The sequence below is a fragment of the Hydrogenophaga sp. LT287 genome (genome assembly GCF_055702805.1).
The window spans coordinates 123,515-140,453 of record NZ_JBVPZC010000004.1; the positions used below are offsets into that span (position 1 = coordinate 123,515).

The following is a 16,939-nucleotide window of genomic DNA, read 5'->3' on the forward strand; positions in this document are numbered from 1 at the left end:
GGTGCTATATTGAAGAATCACTACAGAACATGGCCCATGAGCTTCAATCAGGACTTTGATCAGCACGGCGCTTGGCGCAAGCAGTTTGCCTTGCGGCTTAGGCTGCTTTCGGAATGGCTGACCGACCACGATCTGATGGAAGCGGGTGTACGCGACCGGCTGGAGCAGCTGCACGCGCAGGTCAAGAACGACAAGATCACGGTGGCCTTTGTGGCCGAGTTTTCGCGCGGCAAGTCCGAGCTGATCAACGCGGTGTTTTTTGCTGGCTATGGGCGCCGCATCATGCCGGCCAGTGCCGGGCGCACCACCATGTGTCCCACCGAGCTGGGCTATGACGCTGAGGTGCCGCCTTGCCTGCGGCTGCTGCCCATTGAAACCCGGCTGCAGCCCCAGTCGCTGCTGGACTGGCGCAACGCGCCCGACAAGTGGGAACGCATTGATCTGGATGTCAATGACCCGAAACAACTGGCCAAGGCGATTCAAAAGGTGGCTGAGGTGCGCAGGGTGAGCAAGTCGGAAGCGGCCGCCCTGGGTTTCTGGGACGACGAGGTGCCCGAGGACAACCCGCTGGTGGGGTCGGACGGATTGATCGAAGTACCGAAGTGGCGCCACGCCTTGATCAACATGGCGCACCCATTGCTCAAACAGGGCTTGGTGATTCTGGACACACCGGGACTCAATGCCATTGGCGCCGAGCCCGAGTTGACGGTCAGCCTGTTGCCGCAGGCGCATGCGGTGGTGTTTATTTTGGCGGCCGACACCGGCGTGACCAAGTCGGACCTCACCATCTGGCGCCAGCACCTGGCGGTGTTGGGAGAGCGCAAAGCATCGCGCCTGGTGGTGCTGAACAAGATTGACACCATGTGGGATGCGCTGAGCTCGCCAGAGCAGGTGCAGCTGCAAATTGCCTCGCAACGCACCGACTCTGCCGACATCCTGGGCCTTTCGCCCCGGCAGGTGCTGGCGGTTTCCGCGCAAAAAGGTTTGCTGGCCAAGGTCAATGGCGACGACAAGCTGCTGGAAGCCAGCAATTTGATGGAGCTGGAAACCGCGTTGGGCGTGGGCTTGCTGGGCCAGCGCCGCAAGATATTGAGCTCGGTGGTGGGCTCGGGCATTCAGCTGTTGCGCCAGGAAACCGGCCGCCTGGTGCACATCCGCGCCCGGGACTTGGTGGAGCAGGTGCAGGAGCTGGAGGGGCTTCGCGGCAAAAACGTGGGCGTGATCAAGCAGATGCGGTTGCGCATTGAGCAGGAGCAGGCCGATTTCGACGCCAGCGGGGCCAAGATTCAGGCGGTGCGTTCGGTGCATCTGCGTCTGCTGAAAGACCTTTTTGTCTTGCTCAGCGCCACGCATCTCAAAACCGAGGTGGCCGAACTGGCCCGTGCACTCAAGCAGCCTGGCATCAAGCTGGGTGTCAAGCGGGCTTATGGGCACACTTTTGAGCGCTTGCGGGCTGATCTGGCCCGGGCGCACAAGCTGGCGGGTGATATCCAGTCCATGCTGGAGGGCAGTTTCAAGGGCCTCAATGCCGAGTACGGTTTTTCGCTGCAGGCACCCACGCCACCCCAGCTGGCGCACTACGCGCGTGAGCTCGACCTGATCGAAAAAAGCCATTTGCAGTACCTCAGCCTGGGCAATGCCTTGCGTCTGGCACAGCCGGAATTTGCCGAGCGTCTGGCCCGAGCGCTCATGAGCCGTCTGCGGGTGGTTTACGACACAGCCGTCAACGAGGTGGAGCTGTGGAACAAGTCGGCAGCGGCCCAGCTCGACGCCCAGCTGCGTGAGCGGCGCCGCAATTTTTCGCGCCGCATTGAGGCGGTTGCGCGCATTCAGCAGGCGGCGGGTGGCCTCGACGAGCGCATTCGCGAACTGCAGTCGCAGCAGGCCGAGCTCAATTTGGTGGACGCCAAACTGTCCGAGCTGACCGACCACCTGCTGGCAGCACCCGAAGAAGAGCCCGAGAGCACCCCCGCAGCATGAGCGCCGCGGAGGTGAACGCAGGCAGTGGCCTGCCGTTGGCATTTGCCCGGCTGCTGATCGACTGGCAGCGCCTGCACGGCCGCAGTGGCTTGCCATGGCAGCACACCCGCGATCCGTACCGGGTGTGGTTGTCTGAAGTCATGCTGCAGCAGACCCAGGTGAGCACGGTGCTGTCGTACTTTCCCCGCTTCCTGGACCAGTTTCCTAACGTTCAAGCGCTGGCCGAAGCCAGTGCCGACGAGGTGATGGCCCTCTGGGCAGGGCTGGGGTATTACAGCCGTGCACGCAACCTGCACCGCTGTGCCCAGGCGGTGGTTGCTGAGCACGGTGGTGTGTTTCCCGGCAATGCTGCCGCGCTGCAGACGCTGCCTGGCATTGGCACTTCCACCGCTGCGGCGATCGCGGCGTTTTGCCACGGCGAACGGGTGTCCATCGTGGACGGCAACGTGCGCCGGGTGCTGTCGCGCCTGCTGGCTTTTGACGGCGACCTGGCGCAGACCGCGCGCCAGCGCGAGCTGTGGGATCTGGCCCAGGGCCTGCTGCCCCATGCCCCGTCGCCCGACGACATGACCGCTTACACCCAGGGTCTGATGGATCTGGGTGCCACACTGTGCACACGCAGCCGTCCGGCCTGCGAACGCTGCCCGGTGCAAACGATCTGCCGTGCGCGCGAAGTCAGCACGGTGTCGAATTACCCGGTCAAGACCCGCGCGGTGAAGCGCCGGCACGAAAGCTGGTGGCTGCTGTTGTTGCGCGAGTCGGGGGCGCCGGGCCGTGAGCGTATCTGGCTGGCGCGCCGACCAGCGCCGGGCATTTGGGCAGGCTTGTATTGTCCCCCGGTGTTTGACAGCGAGGCTGCCCTTTTGGACACGCTGCCGCAGCCCTTGCGGCAAGGAGTGCGCGAGCTGGAGTCAGTGGCACACAGCCTGACACACCGCGAACTGCGTCTGCACCCGCGCTTGCTGGTGGTGGATGCGCCGCTGCCTGTGCTCAGCGACATGCCGGGCGCCTGGGTGGACGCTGCAGCACTGCATGGGCACGGCCTGCCCGCTCCGGTGCGGTTGTTGCTGGCGCCTTGGCTGGACGGTACGCCAGCCTGAGCGCCTGAGCCGTGATGCGCTCAGGCGCTGGTGTTGTCAGTCGAGGCAGGTGGTTGTGGCCACCCATTGACTTCGCGGTGCCGCACGCGCGTGCTCCATTCGGTACCAAAGGCTTGCGCCAGTTGCTCCACCAGGTAGACCGAGCGGTGTTGCCCGCCTGTGCAGCCAATGGCCACGGTCACATAGCTGCGGTGGTCGCGCAGCATGTGGGGCAGCCAATGCTGCAGAAACGCCATGATTTGCTCACGCATTTGCGCCACTTCGGGCTGGTTGGCCAGGTAATCGGCCACTGGCGCGTCGCGTCCCGTGAGGGCCTTGAGCTCGGGTTCGTAATGCGGGTTGGGCAGCATGCGCACGTCAAACATGAAGTCTGCATCCATCGGCACACCGCGCTTGAAGGCAAAGGACTCAAACACCAGCGTCAGCGGCGACTGCGAGGCGCCCAGCATGTCCTTGATCTGGCTGCGCAACTGGGCCGGCCGAATCAGGCTGGTGTCCATCACCAAGGCCAGCTCGTGCAGCTCGGCCAGCAGTTCGCGCTCGTGCTCAATCGCGTCGGTCAGCGCGCGGCGCTGGTCGTGGCTGGTTTTGAGCGATAGCGGGTGCAGGCGCCGGGTTTCTGAAAAACGCCGCACCAGCGTGTCGGTGTTGGCATCCAGAAAAAGAATGGTCAGGTTCACCTGGCGGCCGGGGTGCTTTTGCAGCGCAGCCAGCCGCTGGGGCAGACCCGGCAGCGACGCTGCGCTGCGCACGTCCATGGCAATCGCCACCTTTTCGGCCCGGTGGCTCTGCTCCAGGGCAATGAACGGCTCCAGCAGCTCAGGCGGCAGGTTGTCCACGCAATAGAAGCCCACGTCTTCCAGTGCGGTCAGCGCGACGGACTTGCCGGAGCCGGACATGCCGGTGATCAGCACCAGTTCGATCGCGTGGGATGGGGGTGCGGGCATGGTGGCGGTCATTCAGTTGGCCAGCAGTTCGCGGGCGTGGGCGAGCGACACTTCAGACGCTTCGCTGCCACCCAGCATGCGGGCCAGTTCGCTCACACGGCCCTGCGGTGTGATGGCCTTGACGGTGCTCACCGTCTGCGGGCCAGCCTGCTGTTTGCTCACCAGCAGGTGGTGGTCAGCGCAGGCGGCTACTTGGGGCAGGTGGGTCACGGCAAGCACCTGTCGGTCGGCACCCAGCTGGCGCAGCAACTGGCCCACGGTGTGGGCCACTGCGCCGCCAATGCCCGAGTCCACTTCGTCAAAAATCAAGGTGGGTGCCTGCCCCAAACGGCTGGTCACGACAGAAATGGCCAAGGCAATGCGCGAGAGTTCGCCGCCAGACGCCACTTTGCCCACCGGGCGAGGGGTCACGCCGCTGTGGCCCGCCACCAAAAATTCCACCTGTTCCCAGCCCTCGGCTTGCGGTTCTTCCAGCCGCTGCAGGCTCACTTCAAAGCGGCCACCCTGCATGCCCAGGGTCTGCATGGTGTCCGAAACCGCCTTGGACAGTTTGGGTGCGGCTTGCTGGCGTTTTTTCGTCAGCACTTGCAAGGCGGATGAGAAGGCTTGCCAGGCCTGGCGCTCGTCCCGCTGCAAGGCGGCCAGATCCAGCGCTTGGTCAACACGGGCCAGCTCCGTCTTCCACTGCGCGTGCAGGTCGGCCAATTCTTCGGGCGGACGGCGGTAGCGCCGCGCCAGAGACACCCATTGCGACAGCCGTTCGTCCAGCGCTTCCAGGCTGGCAGGATCTTGTTCGGTGCGCCGGGCGTACTGGTGCAGGCTGTGCACGGTGTCTTGCACGCCCGCCAGCGCGGCTTCCAGCGCCTCAATGGCATCGGCAAACTGCGGTTCGATGTGCGCCTGTGCCTGCAGCGCGCTGAGCGCGCGGTGCAGCAGGCTGCCCGCGCTGGGTTCGTCGTCGTCCAGCGCCGACACCGCCACCTGCACCGCGTCCAGCAAGGCTTGCGCGTGGGCCAGGCGGCTGTGTTGGGTGTTCAGTTCGGCCCATTCATCGGGCAGCGGGGTGAGCTTGTCGAGTTCGGCAATTTGCCAGGCCAAGCGCTCGCTCTCTTGTTGCAGCGTGTTCTGACGCTCGGTGGCGGTTTCCAGCGCCTTGCGTTTGCTGCGCCATTCGGCCCAGCCCTGCTGGGCTGCGGTCGTGTCCACGCCCGCGTAGGCATCCAGCAACCCGCGCACAGCTTCCGACCGGGTCAGACTTTGCCAGGCGTGCTGGCCATGAATGTCTACCAGGTCGTTGGCCAGCGCCTTCAGCTGGGTCATGGTGGCGGCGCTGCCGTTGATCCAGGCGCGGCTGCGGCCTTCGGTATCCACCGTGCGGCGAAGCAGCAGGGCGTCTTCCACCGGGAAGCCTTGCTCTTCAAGCCAGGGTGTGAGCGCGGGCGAAACGTCAAACTCGGCGGCAATTTCGCAGCGGGCGGCACCCTCGCGCACCACGCCGCTGTCGGCTCGGGCACCCAAGGCCAATTGCAGGGCGTCGATCAGGATGGACTTGCCGGCGCCGGTTTCTCCAGTCAATACCGAGAAGCCGCTGCCCAAGTCCAGGTCCAGGGACTGCACGATGACGAAGTCGCGCAAAACGATGCGTCTGAGGCTCATGAACGTCGGAATCCAGGGTCGGGTTTTGGGGTGTCGCCCGTATTGTGACCGGCCTTTCAGGCCCCTTCGTTCCAGTGCAGTTTTTTGCGCAGGGTGTCGAAATAGCTCCAGCCCACCGGGTGCAGCAAACGCAGGGCGTGTTCGGAGCGGCGCACCACAATGCGGTCGCCGTGCATCAGGCTGGTGAGCGACTGCATGTCAAAGTTCGCGCTCGCGTCTTTGCCGGACACGATTTCCACCGCAATCTCGCTGCTGGAGGGCAAGACGATCGGCCGGTTGGACAGGGTGTGCGGCGCGATCGGTACCATCACCCAGCCACCAATGGCCGGGTGCAGCAGCGGCCCTCCGGCCGACAGGGCATAGGCCGTGGAGCCCGTGGGTGTGGAGATGATCAGACCGTCGGCCCGCTGGTTGGCCACAAAATGGCCGTCCACCTCCACCCGCAGCTCAATCATGCTGGCCACACCACCCCGGTTCACCACCACGTCGTTCAGCGCGGTGGCTTCAAACACACAGCGGCCATCACGCCACACGCTGGCTGCCATCAGGGCGCGCGGGTCGTCCTCGTATTCACCGCGCAGCATGGGCCGCAGTTTTTCGCGGTAGCTTTCAAAGGGAATGTCGGTGATGAAGCCCAGCCGGCCCTGGTTGATGCCCACCAGCGGTACCCCGTAGCGCGCCAGCTGGCGACCAATGCCCAGCATGGTGCCGTCGCCGCCCACCACCAGCGCCAAGTCACAGGTGTTGCCCATGGCCGGCACATCCAGTGCCGGGTACTGCAGCAAGCCGGTGTTCAGCGCCGTTTCCTGCTCAAGCGACACGTCGCAACCCTCGGCATGCAAAAAGTGGGCAATTTCGTCCACCGCGTTGCGCGAGCCCGGCGCGTGGTATTTGCCGATGATGACCACATGCGCAAAGCGCAGCGGCCGGCGCTCTCGGGGTGGTGCAGACCTGGTGTCGGATGGCAGACTCATCGGCAAATTACAACATAGCTTCTTTGTAGTGGTTTGCCCGGAAACCCTTGCTATGCGGCCGCCACGCGGGAGCAGACCCTCCTAAAATGAAACCATGTTAGATGACCGCGCCAAGCTGCTGCTCAAAGCCCTCGTTGAGCGATACATCGCCGACGGACAGCCCGTGGGTTCTCGCACGCTCGCCAAAGCCGCGGGGTTGGAGCTTTCTCCCGCCACCATTCGCAACGTGATGAGCGACCTGGAAGAGTTGGGCCTGATCACCAGCCCCCACACCTCGGCCGGGCGCATTCCCACGGCCCGGGGCTACCGCCTGTTTGTCGACACCATGCTCACGGTCAGGCGCGATGGGTTCGCCCCCATGAGCGACATGACGGGCCAAGGTTTTGACGCCGGCCAGCCGCAACGCGTCATCAGCCACGCCGCGCAAATGTTGTCCAGCCTGTCGCATTTTGTGGGCGTCGTCATGGCGCCGCGGCGCGCGTCCGTGTTTCGCCACATTGAATTTCTCAGCCTCTCCGAGCGCCGGGTGCTGGTCATCATCGTCTCGCCTGAAGGCGATGTGCAAAACCGCATCATCCACACCCAGGTCAACTTCACCCAGTCGCAATTGCTGGAGGCAGCCAACTTCCTCAACGCCCACTACTCGGGCCTTGCCATGGAAGCGGTGCGTGAACGGCTGAAGACCGAAGTGGACGCCCTGCGCGGTGAAATCGCCGACCTGATGAAAGCCGCCGTTGAAATCGGCGCAGAGGCCGATGCCGCACAAGAAGAAGTGGTGGTGTCTGGCGAGCGCAACCTGTTGTCTGTGAGCGAGTTTTCAAGCGACATGGGCAACCTGCGACGCATGTTCGATCTGTTCGAGCAAAAAACCCAACTCATCCGCCTGCTCGATGTGTCGGCCCAGGCAGACGGTGTTCGCATTTACATTGGCGGCGAAAGCCAGGTGGTACCGTTTGAAGACCTGTCTGTGGTCACGGCACCCTATGAAGTTGACGGCCAGGTGGTCGGCACACTCGGCGTCATAGGGCCGCAGCGCATGCCTTACGAACGCATGATCCAGATTGTGGACGTCACATCCAAGCTGGTGAGCAACGCGCTCAGCCACGGAAAGTAAGCGCGTCCGCAAGCCTCTACAATCGAGCGCTCTTGGGGCCGTTAGCTCAGTTGGTTAGAGCAGAGGACTCATAATCCTTTGGTCGACAGTTCAAGTCTGTCACGGCCTACCAAGATACTCCTCAGCCTTGTTGCAGAAAATTGGTCTGAAAACGCTGCTACAATACAAGGCTTCGCGGCTGTAGCTCAGTTGGATAGAGTACTTGGCTACGAACCAAGGGGTCGTGGGTTCAATTCCTGCCAGCCGCACCAAATAGACACCCCGGAAATCGCAAGGTTTCCGGGGTTTTCTGTTTCTGCCGCCCATCTGCTGAAGTCAAGTTGGACCGGCGGCAAGGTGTTTCCCCTGGGCTCAACGCCCTGCTGAACCACAACGATTTCGATGGCTGTGTCGCGCCATTGTTTGAGCCCCCACGCTGAGTCTCATGGCGGTGTACTGTCTGGTGATGTTGCCCGGGCGAGGATATTCGTCTTGCTGACGCCTTCAAAAAGGCTGTGTCCGCCGGAAAAAGAAAAAGCCCACTATTAATTTCATAGCGGGCTTTTCTTGTGTACGTTGGTGCCGGAGAGATGAATCGAACACCCGACCTTCTCATTACGAATGAGCTGCTCTACCGACTGAGCTACACCGGCAACGCCTTGGATTATAGCGTGCTGTGGTAGCTGGTGATCCGGTTGACTTCGTTCTTTGATCCCAAAACCACACTGACGCGCTCGTGCAGTTTGGTGGGCTGGATATCCAGGATGCGCTGGCGACCGTTGGTAGCTGCGCCGCCGGCTTGTTCCACCAGCCAGCTCATGGGGTTGGCTTCGTACATCAGGCGCAGCTTGCCGGCTTTTTCGGGTTCGCGCTTGTCCCAGGGGTACATGAAGACGCCGCCGCGGGTGAGGATGCGGTGCACGTCGGCCACCATGCTGGCCACCCAGCGCATGTTGAAGTCTTTGCCGCGTGGGCCTTCTTTGCCGGCCAGGCATTCGTCCACATAGCGCTTCACGGGTTCGTCCCAGTGGCGCATGTTGCTCATGTTGATGGCGAATTCTTTGGTGTCGGGCGGGATCTGGATGTGTTCTTTGGTGAGCACGAACGAGCCTTGTTCGCGATCGAGGGTAAACATGGCCACGCCGTCACCCACGGTGAGCACCAGGGTGGTTTGCGGGCCATAGACGCAGTAGCCGGCGGCTACTTGCTGGCTGCCGGGCTGCAAGAAGTCTTGCTCGTTGACGGGCTCAATGGTGGTGGGGTCTTCGTTGCCTTTTTTGAGCACCGAGAAGATGGTGCCAATGGACACGTTGACGTCGATGTTGGACGAGCCGTCGAGCGGGTCGAACATGAGCAGGTATTCGCCCTGGGGGAAGCGGTTGGGCACGACGTAGATGCCTTCCATTTCTTCGCTGGCCATGGCGGCGAGGTGGCCACCCCATTCGTTGGCTTCGATCAGCACTTCGTTGGCAATGATGTCGAGCTGCTTTTGCATCTCGCCTTGCACGTTTTCGGTGGTGGCCGCACCCAGGACGTCGCCCAGATCGCCTTTGTTGACGGCCTGGCTGATGTGTTTGCAGGCCCTTGCCACCACTTCAAGCAGCAGGCGCAGGTCGCCGGGGATGTGGCCGTCGACGCGTTGTTGTTCGACCAGGTAGCGGGTGAGTGAAATGCGTTTGGACATGGTTTTCAGGGGTCGTTGAAAGCGGTTTGCAGCGGTTGGCGATCTGTCAAAAAGGCTCAGTCGGCCAGCGAGCGCGTGACGACTTCGCGCACGTCGTTGCTCAGGTCGGGCTTGGCGGCAACGCGGGCAATGGCTTCGCGCGCGGCACTGCGGTAGGGCTCGGCGAGCTTTTTCCAGCGGTCGAGCGCACGCGCCAGGCGCGCGGCGACTTGCGGGTTGAAGCCGTCAAGCTCGATGACGCGCTCGCTCCAGAACACGTAACCCGCCGCATCGGCACGGTGAAAGCCGCCCGGGTTGGCGCTGCAGTAGCTGAAGATGACGCTGCGGGCGCGGTTGGGGTTGCGCAGGTTGAAGTCGGGGTGGGCGAGCAGTTGGCGCACGGCGGGCAACACGTTGCCACCCCGGTCAGGCGCGCCGGCTTGCAGGGCAAACCACTTGTCGATCACCAGCGCTTCGCTGCGGAACATGCTGTGGAAGCGGCTCAGCGCGTCGGGGGCCAGCGGCTGGCCGCTGACGACCAGGGCCGACAGGGCGTTGAAGCGGTCGGTCATGTTGCCGGCGTCTTTGAAACGCTGGTAGGCCTTGCCGGGCCACACGGGGTTGCCGTTGCTGCGTGCAGCCAGGCAGAGCATGGTGAGCGCCAGGCCTGCCAGCGCGCGGCGGCCGGTGCCCAGCGGGTCGGGGCGGTAGGCGCCGTTGTCTTTGTGGGTTTCAAACGCCCAGACCCAGTCGTCGTGCAGGGCATGCGCCAGCTGCTCGCGCATGGCTTCGCGCACGGCGTGGATGCGCTGGGGGTCGACCACGTCCAGTTGTTCGGCGATGTAGGTTTCGCTGGGCAGGGTGAGCACGAGTTCTTTGAACGCGGCGTCCAGCGCCGGGTGGCGCAGCACGGTGCGCATGGCGGCTAAGTAGGCTGCGTCCAGGGGGTCGTGCGGTAAAGCGCTTTGCGCGCGAATGGCGTGCAGGGCAAGGCGCAGAGCCAGGCGCTGGCCGGCTTCCCAGCGGTTGAAAGCGTCCGTATCAGAGGCCAGCAGGCCGAGCAATTGCGCGTCGGTGTAGTCCACGTCCAGCACCACCGGGGCCGAGAAGCCGCGCAGGATGGAGGGCACCGGCTCGCTGTCGACGTTCACAAAGGTGAAGCTCTCGCTGGCCTCGGTCAGCACAAAGGTACGGGTGCCAGCCTCGGGCTGGTTCCAGTGGGCCAGTTGCAGGGGCAGTTCGGTGCCGTTGGCGTCCAGCAGGCCCAAGGCCACAGGAATGACAAACGGCTGCTTGGCCGGCTGACCGGGCGAGGGGTCGCAGCGCTGCGTGAGCGTGAGCGTGTAGCTGCGCGCAGCGGCGTCAAAAACACCGTCGGCGCGCAGATGCGGCGTACCGGCCTGGCTGTACCAGCGCTTGAACTGCGGCAGCAGCCGCGCCAGGTCCGACTGCGGGTTGGCATCGGCCATGGCCTGGGCGAAGTCATCGCAGGTCACGGCCTGGCCGTCGTGGCGGGCAAAGTAGAGCGTCATGCCGGCGGCGAAGCCGGCGCGCCCCACCAGGGTCTGCATCATGCGCACAACCTCGGCACCTTTTTCGTAAATGGTGACGGTGTAGAAGTTGTTGATCTCGACGTAGCTGTCGGGCCGCACCGGGTGGGCCATGGGGCCTGCGTCTTCGGGGAACTGGGCGGTGCGCAGCACGCGCACGTCTTCAATGCGTTTGACCGCGCGCGCCGAAGGCTCGGCGCACAGGTCCATGCTGAATTCCTGGTCGCGGAAGACTGTGAGGCCTTCCTTGAGCGAGAGCTGGAACCAGTCGCGGCAGGTGATGCGGTTACCGGTCCAGTTGTGGAAGTATTCGTGGCCCACCACCGACTCGATGTTGGCGAAGTCGGTGTCGGTCGCGGTGGCGCTGTTGGCCAGCACGTACTTGGTGTTGAAGATGTTCAGGCCCTTGTTTTCCATGGCGCCCATGTTGAAGTCGGCCGTGGCGACGATCATGAAGCGTTCCAGGTCGAGTGGCAGGCCAAAGCGCGCTTCGTCCCACACCACGCTGGCGATCAGCGAGTTCATGGCGTGCTCGGTCTTGTCCATGTCGCCCGGGCGCACGTACACCTGCAACAGGTGGTTGGTGCCGCTGCGCGAGGTGATGCGCTGCTCGCGCGCCACCAGCTGGCCAGCCACCAGGGCAAACAGGTAGCAAGGCTTTTTGTGCGGATCGACCCACTTGGCGAAGTGGCGGCCGTCGGGCAGCGTGCCTTCTTCCACCAGGTTGCCGTTGGACAGCAGCACCGGGTAGCGCTTTTTGTCGGCGCGCAGCGTCACGGTGTAGCTGGCCATCACGTCGGGGCGGTCCAGGAAATACGTGATGCGGCGAAAGCCCTCGGCCTCGCACTGGGTGAAAAACGTGCCCTGGCTCACGTACAAGCCCATCAACTGCGTGTTCTTGTCGGGCGCGCAGGTGGTGAAAATTTCCAGGTCAAAGGGCGCATCGCCTTCGGGTAGGTTCTCCAGCACCAGCTGGTTGCCGTCCATCTTGAACGAGCAGCCAGCACCGTTGACCAGCACGCGTGCCAGGTTCAGTTCCTCGCCGTCCAGGCGCAGCGCTTGCGCCGCCACGGCGGGGTTGCGGCGCAGGCGCATTTTGTTCAGCACCCGGGTTTTGGCCGGGTCCAGGTCAAAACTCAGCTCGACGGTGTCGATCCAGTAGGCGGGGGCGGCGTAGTCTTCGCGGCGGACCACCGTGGTTGGGCCATTGGCCTCACGCAGAAGGGACATGGTGGGTCTCCAGGAAACGGGATGTGATCAGGGCGTGGTAGTCGGGAACGCGGGCCAGCACGTGGGGGCCGTCAAGTTCGTTGGCCGGGTGTGAACTGCAAATGGCCACGGCGCGCATGCCAGCGCGCCGCGCCGCTTCAATGCCCAGCGGGGCGTCTTCAAACACGATGCAGCGCTCGGGCGCCACACCCAGGCGCCGCGCCACTTCCAGGAAAATGGCGGGATCGGGTTTGCCGGGCAAGCCTTCGTCGCCACCCACCGTGGGCAGTGTTTGCTCCAGCGCCAGGTGCTGGTAGGCAAAGGCCTGGTTGTGGCGGTCGCCGGCGGTACCGACGCCGGCGGCCAGACCGCGCGCCTGGGCTTGCGCCAGAAAGGCTTTGAAGCCGGCGACTTCGCTGAACACTGGCGCAAACAGCTCGCGGTAGACCGCTTCTTTGTCGGCCACAAAGGCGGTGGCCTGATCTTCGGGCAGGTCTTGCCCAAACAGCTGGCGCATGCATTCCACACCCGTGCGCCCGGTGGTGCGGCGCATGAGCTCGGGCACGTCGATGTCCAGCCCCTGGCGGCGCGTGAACTCAACCCAGCTGCGCTGGTGCGAGGGCATGGAGTCGATCATGGTGCCGTCCATGTCGAAGATCAGGGCTTGAACCATTCAAACGCCTTGCTTCAGCGAGGCTTCAATGAAGGCGTCCAGGTCGCCATCCAGCACTTTTTGGGTGGCCGAAATTTCGACGTTGGTGCGCAGGTCTTTGATGCGGCTGTTGTCCAGCACGTAGCTGCGAATCTGATGGCCCCAACCCACATCGGTCTTGGTGTCTTCCAGCTTTTGCTGCTCTTCTTGCTGCTTGCGCAGTTCAAAGTCGTACAGCTTGGAGCGCAGGCGCTTCCAGGCAACGTCGCGGTTGCCGTGCTGGCTTCGTCCGTCCTGGCACTGCACCACGATACCGGTGGGAATGTGCGTCAGGCGCACGGCCGAGTCGGTCTTGTTGATGTGCTGACCGCCAGCGCCCGAGGCGCGGTAGGTGTCGGTGCGCACGTCGGCCGGGTTGATGTTGATCTCAATCGAATCATCAATTTCCGGGTAAACAAACACCGAAGCAAACGACGTGTGGCGCCCACCCGACGAGTCGAACGGGCTTTTGCGCACCAGGCGGTGCACACCGGTTTCGGTGCGCAGCAGGCCAAAGGCGTACTCGCCTTCGATCTTGATGGTGGCGCCCTTGATGCCGGCGGTGTCGCCGGCGGTTTCGTCTTCAATCGTGGTTTTGAAGCCCTTGCGCTCGGCGTAGCGCAGATATTGGCGCAGCAGCATGCTCGCCCAGTCGCAGGCTTCGGTGCCACCCGCGCCGGCCTGGATGTCCAGGAAGCAGTTCAGCGGATCGGCCGGGTTGCTGAACATGCGCCGGAATTCGAGCTTTTCCACCTCGGCGGCCACCTTGGCGGCTTCGCCTTCAATGGTGATCAGGCCGGCGTCGTCACCGTCGTCGTTCGACATCTCGAACAGCTCGGAGTTGTCGGCCAGTTCGCTGGTCAGGCGGTCCAGCACGAGCACCACGTCTTCGAGCGACTTTTTCTCGCGGCCCAGGTCCTGGGCGCGCTTGGGGTCGTTCCAGACCGTCGGGTCTTCAAGCGCCGATTCGACTTCTTTCAGTTTGGATGCTTTGGCATCGTAGTCAAAGATACCTCCGTAACTCGACCACGCGGGTGGTCAAGTCTTCGAGTTGGCTGCGGATGGCGTTGCTGCGTTCGGCTTCCATGGGGGATCCTTCGGTGTTGTGGTGTGCTGAAAAAAGGGGCGTCCGGCGCTGAGCCACCCGGTGCGGGTGGCGCGTGCTGCGCCGGGCCGAAACCGCGATTTTCTCACGTCTGGCCTGCGGTTGCGCCGAGCCTTGCCGGGCGTGCTGAAGGGGGTCGGTCCAGCCTGCCTGGGCCCATGCGCCTGGGCGGTTCAGGTCAGGTCAGCCCGGGCCAAAAAATGCTCGATGGTGTGGGCCAGCACCTGGGGCTGGTCGTGGTGCAGCATGTGGCCCGCGTCGTTCACCACCGCGTTGTCCAAGCGCGGTACGGCGCTCAGGCGCTCGTGGTGTTCGGCCAAGGTGAAGCAGCCTTTCCACCACTGGCTCAGGCTGTCGTCGCTGGCGGTCACCACGAGCACCGGTGCACTGATGCGCCGGTACATTTCCAGTACCTCGTCCACACGGTACAGGTAGGCGCTCACCACCTTATGGGCGGCATCACCCAAAATTTCCCACTGCCCCTGCGCGTTGGGGGCGGCCCATTGGCGGGCCAGCCAGTCGGCTTTGTCTTGCGCCAGGCGCGGGTTGGTTTTCATGAGCCGGCGGGCCACCGCGTCGGGCGAGTCGTAGGCTTTCAGCGCCTGTTCGCCCCGGTGCAGCGCTTTTACCTCGTCCATCCATTGGGCGTAGCGGCCCGGCGCCTGGGCGGGCTGGGTGGCCGGCATGCCAAAGCCTTCCAGGTTCACCAGCCGGCGGATGCGTTGTGGCCGTGCGCCGGCGTACACCATCACCACGTTGCCACCCATGCTGTGGCCCACCAGGTCCACCGGCTGGTCGGGGGTGTAGTGGTCCAGCAGGGCGTCCAGGTCGGCCAGGTAGTCGGGAAACCAGTAGCTGTCCGGTGCGGGGCCTGCTGCGCGGGTCAGGCCGAAACCCCGCCAGTCGGGCGCAATGATCCAGCGCTTGTGCGCCAGCGCGTCCACCATGAACTGCCAGGAAGCGGCCACGTCCATCCACCCATGCGCCAGCACCAACGGAGCGCGGGCCAAGTCGGGCTCGCCCCAGACGCGCACGTGGTAGCTGAGGTTGCGAATCGGGACAAACTCGCTGCGCGAGGCTTTCAGGGCTTGGTACATTCATCGGATCATAAAGACCGAGATGGAGACAGGCCATGCGCCCGAGTCAACGCCGAGACAAGAACGCAGCACATAAAACCGCACAGAGTCCGCGCAGTCGCCAGACCGCAGATGCTGCCTCCGCCAACGTGTATGCCGCCTTGCACAGCCAGTTCCGCTGGCTGGTGCCCGAGCGCTTCAACATAGCCGAGGTGTGCGCCCGGCGCTGGGCCGCCGACCCTGCCCACGCCGCGCAGACCGCCGTCATCGCCTGCGCCACCGACCAGCCCGACTGCCACCACAGCTACGCCGAACTGCAGGACCAGGCCAACCGCCTGTCCAACGCGCTCACGGCGCTGGGCGTGCAGCGTGGCGACCGCGTGGCCATTGTGTTGCCGCAGCGGTTTGAGACCGCCGTGGCTTACATGGCGGTGCTGCAAATGGGCGCGGTTGGCATGCCGCTGTCGCAGCTGTTTGGTCCCGAGGCGCTTGAATTTCGTTTGCAAGACAGCGAGGCAGTGGCCGCCATTTGCGATGCGAGCACGCTGGCCGCCGTGCAGGCGGTGAGCGCCCATTGCCCGTTGCTGCACAACGTGCTGGCGGTGGATGCGCAGGCGCAACTTGGCAATGCGCTGGACTGGACGGCGGTGCTGGCCCAGGCACATACTGAATTCCATCTGGTTCCCACACTGGCCGATGAAGCAGCGGTGCTGATTTACACCAGCGGCACCACGGGCAACCCCAAGGGTGCGCTCATTCCGCACCGAGCACTGATCGGCAACCTGACCGGTTTTGTGTGCAGCCAGAACTGGTTTGGCTTCGACCCGTTTGATGCCGCGCAGCCTTCGCAAGCGGTGTTCTGGTCGCCGGCAGACTGGGCCTGGACCGGCGGCCTGATGGACGCGTTGTTGCCCACGCTGTATTTCGGCCGGCCCATCGTGGGTTACAACGGCCGCTTCATCCCGCAAACGGCGTTTGAATTGCTGGAGCGCCACCAAGTGACGCACAGCTTTCTGTTTCCCACGGCGCTCAAGGCCATGATGAAAGCCTTTCCCGCGCCGCAAGACCATTACCGCCTGCAGTTGCAGGGCCTGATGAGCGCGGGCGAGGCGGTGGGCGACGCGGTGTTTGCCTACTGCGAGCAGCAATTGGGCGTCACGGTGAATGAAATGTTTGGCCAGACCGAGATCAACTACATCGTGGGCAACTGCGCCCGCTTGTGGCCCGCGCGTGCCGGCAGCATGGGTAAAGGGTATCCCGGGCACAGGGTGGCGGTGATCGACGACGAGGGCAACGAATGCCCGGTGGGCGTGCCGGGCGACGTGGCGGTGCACCGGCTGGATGTGCACGGCCAGCCCGACCCGATATTCTTTTTGGGCTACTGGAAAAACGAGGCCTCAACCCGAGCCAAGTACACCGGCGACCCGGCCAACAGCTGGTGCCGAACCGGGGACATGGCGGTGCGCGATGCCGACGGCTACCTCTGGTACCAGGGCCGGGCGGACGATGTGTTCAAGGCTGCGGGTTACCGCATTGGCCCCAGCGAAATTGAAAATTGCCTGGTGAAGCACCCGGCCGTGGCCAACGCGGCGGCGGTGCCCAAACCCGATGCCGAGCGTGGTGCCGTGGTGAAAGCCTATGTGGTGCTGGCGCAGGAATACCTGGCCGCCCAGCCAGGCCGGGTGGTGGGTGATGCCGCTTTTGTGCAGCGCCTGACGGCCGAGCTGCAGGCCCATGTGAAGGGCAAGCTGGCACCCTACGAATACCCGAAAGAAATTGAATTTGTGGACGCTTTGCCCATGACCACCACCGGCAAGGTGCAGCGGCGTGTGCTGCGCCTGCAAGAAGAGCGGCGCTACAAAGAACAGCAGGGACGGGCCTGACGGCGCGTCCCT

General features: G+C 63.9%; 12 protein-coding genes and 3 tRNA genes. 6 read left to right on the plus strand and 9 right to left on the minus strand.

Features of this window, described 5'->3' with window-relative positions:
• The first annotated feature begins 36 nt into the window (after positions 1–36).
• Positions 37–1,980, plus strand: coding sequence for a dynamin family protein (locus tag AC0GNR_RS05510; protein ID WP_472899999.1), 1,944 nt, complete (start codon positions 37–39; stop codon positions 1,978–1,980).
• Complete coding sequence (gene mutY / locus AC0GNR_RS05515) at positions 1,977–3,080, plus strand: A/G-specific adenine glycosylase (RefSeq protein WP_472900000.1); 1,104 nt, start codon at positions 1,977–1,979, stop codon at positions 3,078–3,080. The genes AC0GNR_RS05510 and mutY overlap by 4 nt, the downstream gene beginning before the upstream one ends.
• Before the next feature lie 20 nt (positions 3,081–3,100).
• Here the strand turns inward: mutY and rapZ are convergent, their stop codons facing one another.
• From rapZ to AC0GNR_RS05530, 3 genes are read right to left on the minus strand one after another with little or no spacing between them, the layout of a single operon-like run.
• Positions 3,101–4,039 (minus strand): RNase adapter RapZ, encoded by a 939-nt coding sequence (gene rapZ, locus AC0GNR_RS05520; protein ID WP_472900001.1) that lies wholly within the window; start codon positions 4,037–4,039, stop codon positions 3,101–3,103.
• On the minus strand, positions 4,040–5,683 hold the full coding sequence (recN, locus tag AC0GNR_RS05525) for a DNA repair protein RecN (protein WP_472900002.1): 1,644 nt from the start codon (positions 5,681–5,683) through the stop codon (positions 4,040–4,042).
• A gap of 56 nt (positions 5,684–5,739) precedes the next feature.
• Positions 5,740–6,657 (minus strand): NAD kinase, encoded by a 918-nt coding sequence (locus tag AC0GNR_RS05530; RefSeq protein WP_472900003.1) that lies wholly within the window; start codon positions 6,655–6,657, stop codon positions 5,740–5,742.
• Positions 6,658–6,751: 94 nt separating this feature from the next.
• On the opposite strand from AC0GNR_RS05530, the gene hrcA reads away from it, so the two are divergent.
• The 3 genes from hrcA to AC0GNR_RS05545 all read left to right on the plus strand — a co-directional run bounded on the left by hrcA (position 6,752) and on the right by AC0GNR_RS05545 (position 8,022).
• On the plus strand, positions 6,752–7,771 hold the full coding sequence (hrcA, locus tag AC0GNR_RS05535) for a heat-inducible transcriptional repressor HrcA (protein ID WP_472900004.1): 1,020 nt from the start codon (positions 6,752–6,754) through the stop codon (positions 7,769–7,771).
• A gap of 35 nt (positions 7,772–7,806) precedes the next feature.
• A tRNA-Ile gene (locus AC0GNR_RS05540) sits at positions 7,807–7,883 on the plus strand.
• Positions 7,884–7,945: 62 nt separating this feature from the next.
• Positions 7,946–8,022: transfer RNA gene (locus AC0GNR_RS05545), tRNA-Arg, on the plus strand.
• A gap of 305 nt (positions 8,023–8,327) precedes the next feature.
• Here the strand turns inward: AC0GNR_RS05545 and AC0GNR_RS05550 are convergent.
• The 6 genes from AC0GNR_RS05550 to AC0GNR_RS05575 all read right to left on the minus strand — a co-directional run bounded on the left by AC0GNR_RS05550 (position 8,328) and on the right by AC0GNR_RS05575 (position 15,065).
• A tRNA-Thr gene (locus AC0GNR_RS05550) sits at positions 8,328–8,403 on the minus strand.
• Positions 8,404–8,414: 11 nt separating this feature from the next.
• Positions 8,415–9,434, minus strand: a complete 1,020-nt coding sequence (locus AC0GNR_RS05555; RefSeq protein WP_472900005.1) for a class 1 fructose-bisphosphatase — start codon at positions 9,432–9,434, stop codon at positions 8,415–8,417.
• A gap of 56 nt (positions 9,435–9,490) precedes the next feature.
• Entirely contained in the window at positions 9,491–12,193 is a 2,703-nt protein-coding gene (gene pepN, locus AC0GNR_RS05560; protein ID WP_472900006.1) for an aminopeptidase N, read from the minus strand.
• A complete protein-coding gene (locus AC0GNR_RS05565) occupies positions 12,177–12,845 on the minus strand; it encodes an HAD family hydrolase (protein WP_472900007.1) in 669 nt (222 codons plus the stop codon). The genes pepN and AC0GNR_RS05565 overlap by 17 nt, the downstream gene beginning before the upstream one ends.
• Positions 12,846–13,950, minus strand: a protein-coding gene (gene prfB, locus AC0GNR_RS05570; RefSeq protein WP_472900008.1) for a peptide chain release factor 2 whose coding sequence is annotated in 2 segments (ribosomal slippage) — positions 12,846–13,868 and positions 13,870–13,950 — 1,104 coding nt in all. Because the reading frame shifts where the segments join, the coding sequence is not laid out codon by codon here.
• 191 nt (positions 13,951–14,141) lie between these two features.
• Positions 14,142–15,065: an alpha/beta fold hydrolase gene (locus tag AC0GNR_RS05575; protein ID WP_472900009.1), complete on the minus strand. Its 924-nt coding sequence runs from the start codon at positions 15,063–15,065 to the stop codon at positions 14,142–14,144.
• Between the two features lie 35 nt (positions 15,066–15,100).
• On the opposite strand from AC0GNR_RS05575, the gene AC0GNR_RS05580 reads away from it, so the two are divergent.
• Positions 15,101–16,927, plus strand: a complete 1,827-nt coding sequence (locus tag AC0GNR_RS05580; protein WP_472900010.1) for an acyl-CoA synthetase — start codon at positions 15,101–15,103, stop codon at positions 16,925–16,927.
• Positions 16,928–16,939 lie beyond the last annotated feature (12 nt).

Bases quoted from the DNA above. Each gene is read 5' to 3' on its own strand.
- hrcA (WP_472900004.1), top strand. From the start codon at position 6,752: ATGTTAGATGACCGCGCCAAGCTGCTGCTCAAAGCCCTCGTTGAGCGA.
- AC0GNR_RS05530 (WP_472900003.1), bottom strand. From the start codon at position 6,657: ATGAGTCTGCCATCCGACACCAGGTCTGCACCACCCCGAGAGCGCCGG.
- AC0GNR_RS05565 (WP_472900007.1), bottom strand. From the start codon at position 12,845: ATGGTTCAAGCCCTGATCTTCGACATGGACGGCACCATGATCGACTCC.
- pepN (WP_472900006.1), bottom strand. From the start codon at position 12,193: ATGTCCCTTCTGCGTGAGGCCAATGGCCCAACCACGGTGGTCCGCCGC.
- AC0GNR_RS05555 (WP_472900005.1), bottom strand. From the start codon at position 9,434: ATGTCCAAACGCATTTCACTCACCCGCTACCTGGTCGAACAACAACGC.
- AC0GNR_RS05510 (WP_472899999.1), top strand. From the start codon at position 37: ATGAGCTTCAATCAGGACTTTGATCAGCACGGCGCTTGGCGCAAGCAG.
- mutY (WP_472900000.1), top strand. From the start codon at position 1,977: ATGAGCGCCGCGGAGGTGAACGCAGGCAGTGGCCTGCCGTTGGCATTT.
- recN (WP_472900002.1), bottom strand. From the start codon at position 5,683: ATGAGCCTCAGACGCATCGTTTTGCGCGACTTCGTCATCGTGCAGTCC.
- AC0GNR_RS05575 (WP_472900009.1), bottom strand. From the start codon at position 15,065: ATGTACCAAGCCCTGAAAGCCTCGCGCAGCGAGTTTGTCCCGATTCGC.
- rapZ (WP_472900001.1), bottom strand. From the start codon at position 4,039: ATGACCGCCACCATGCCCGCACCCCCATCCCACGCGATCGAACTGGTG.
- AC0GNR_RS05580 (WP_472900010.1), top strand. From the start codon at position 15,101: ATGCGCCCGAGTCAACGCCGAGACAAGAACGCAGCACATAAAACCGCA.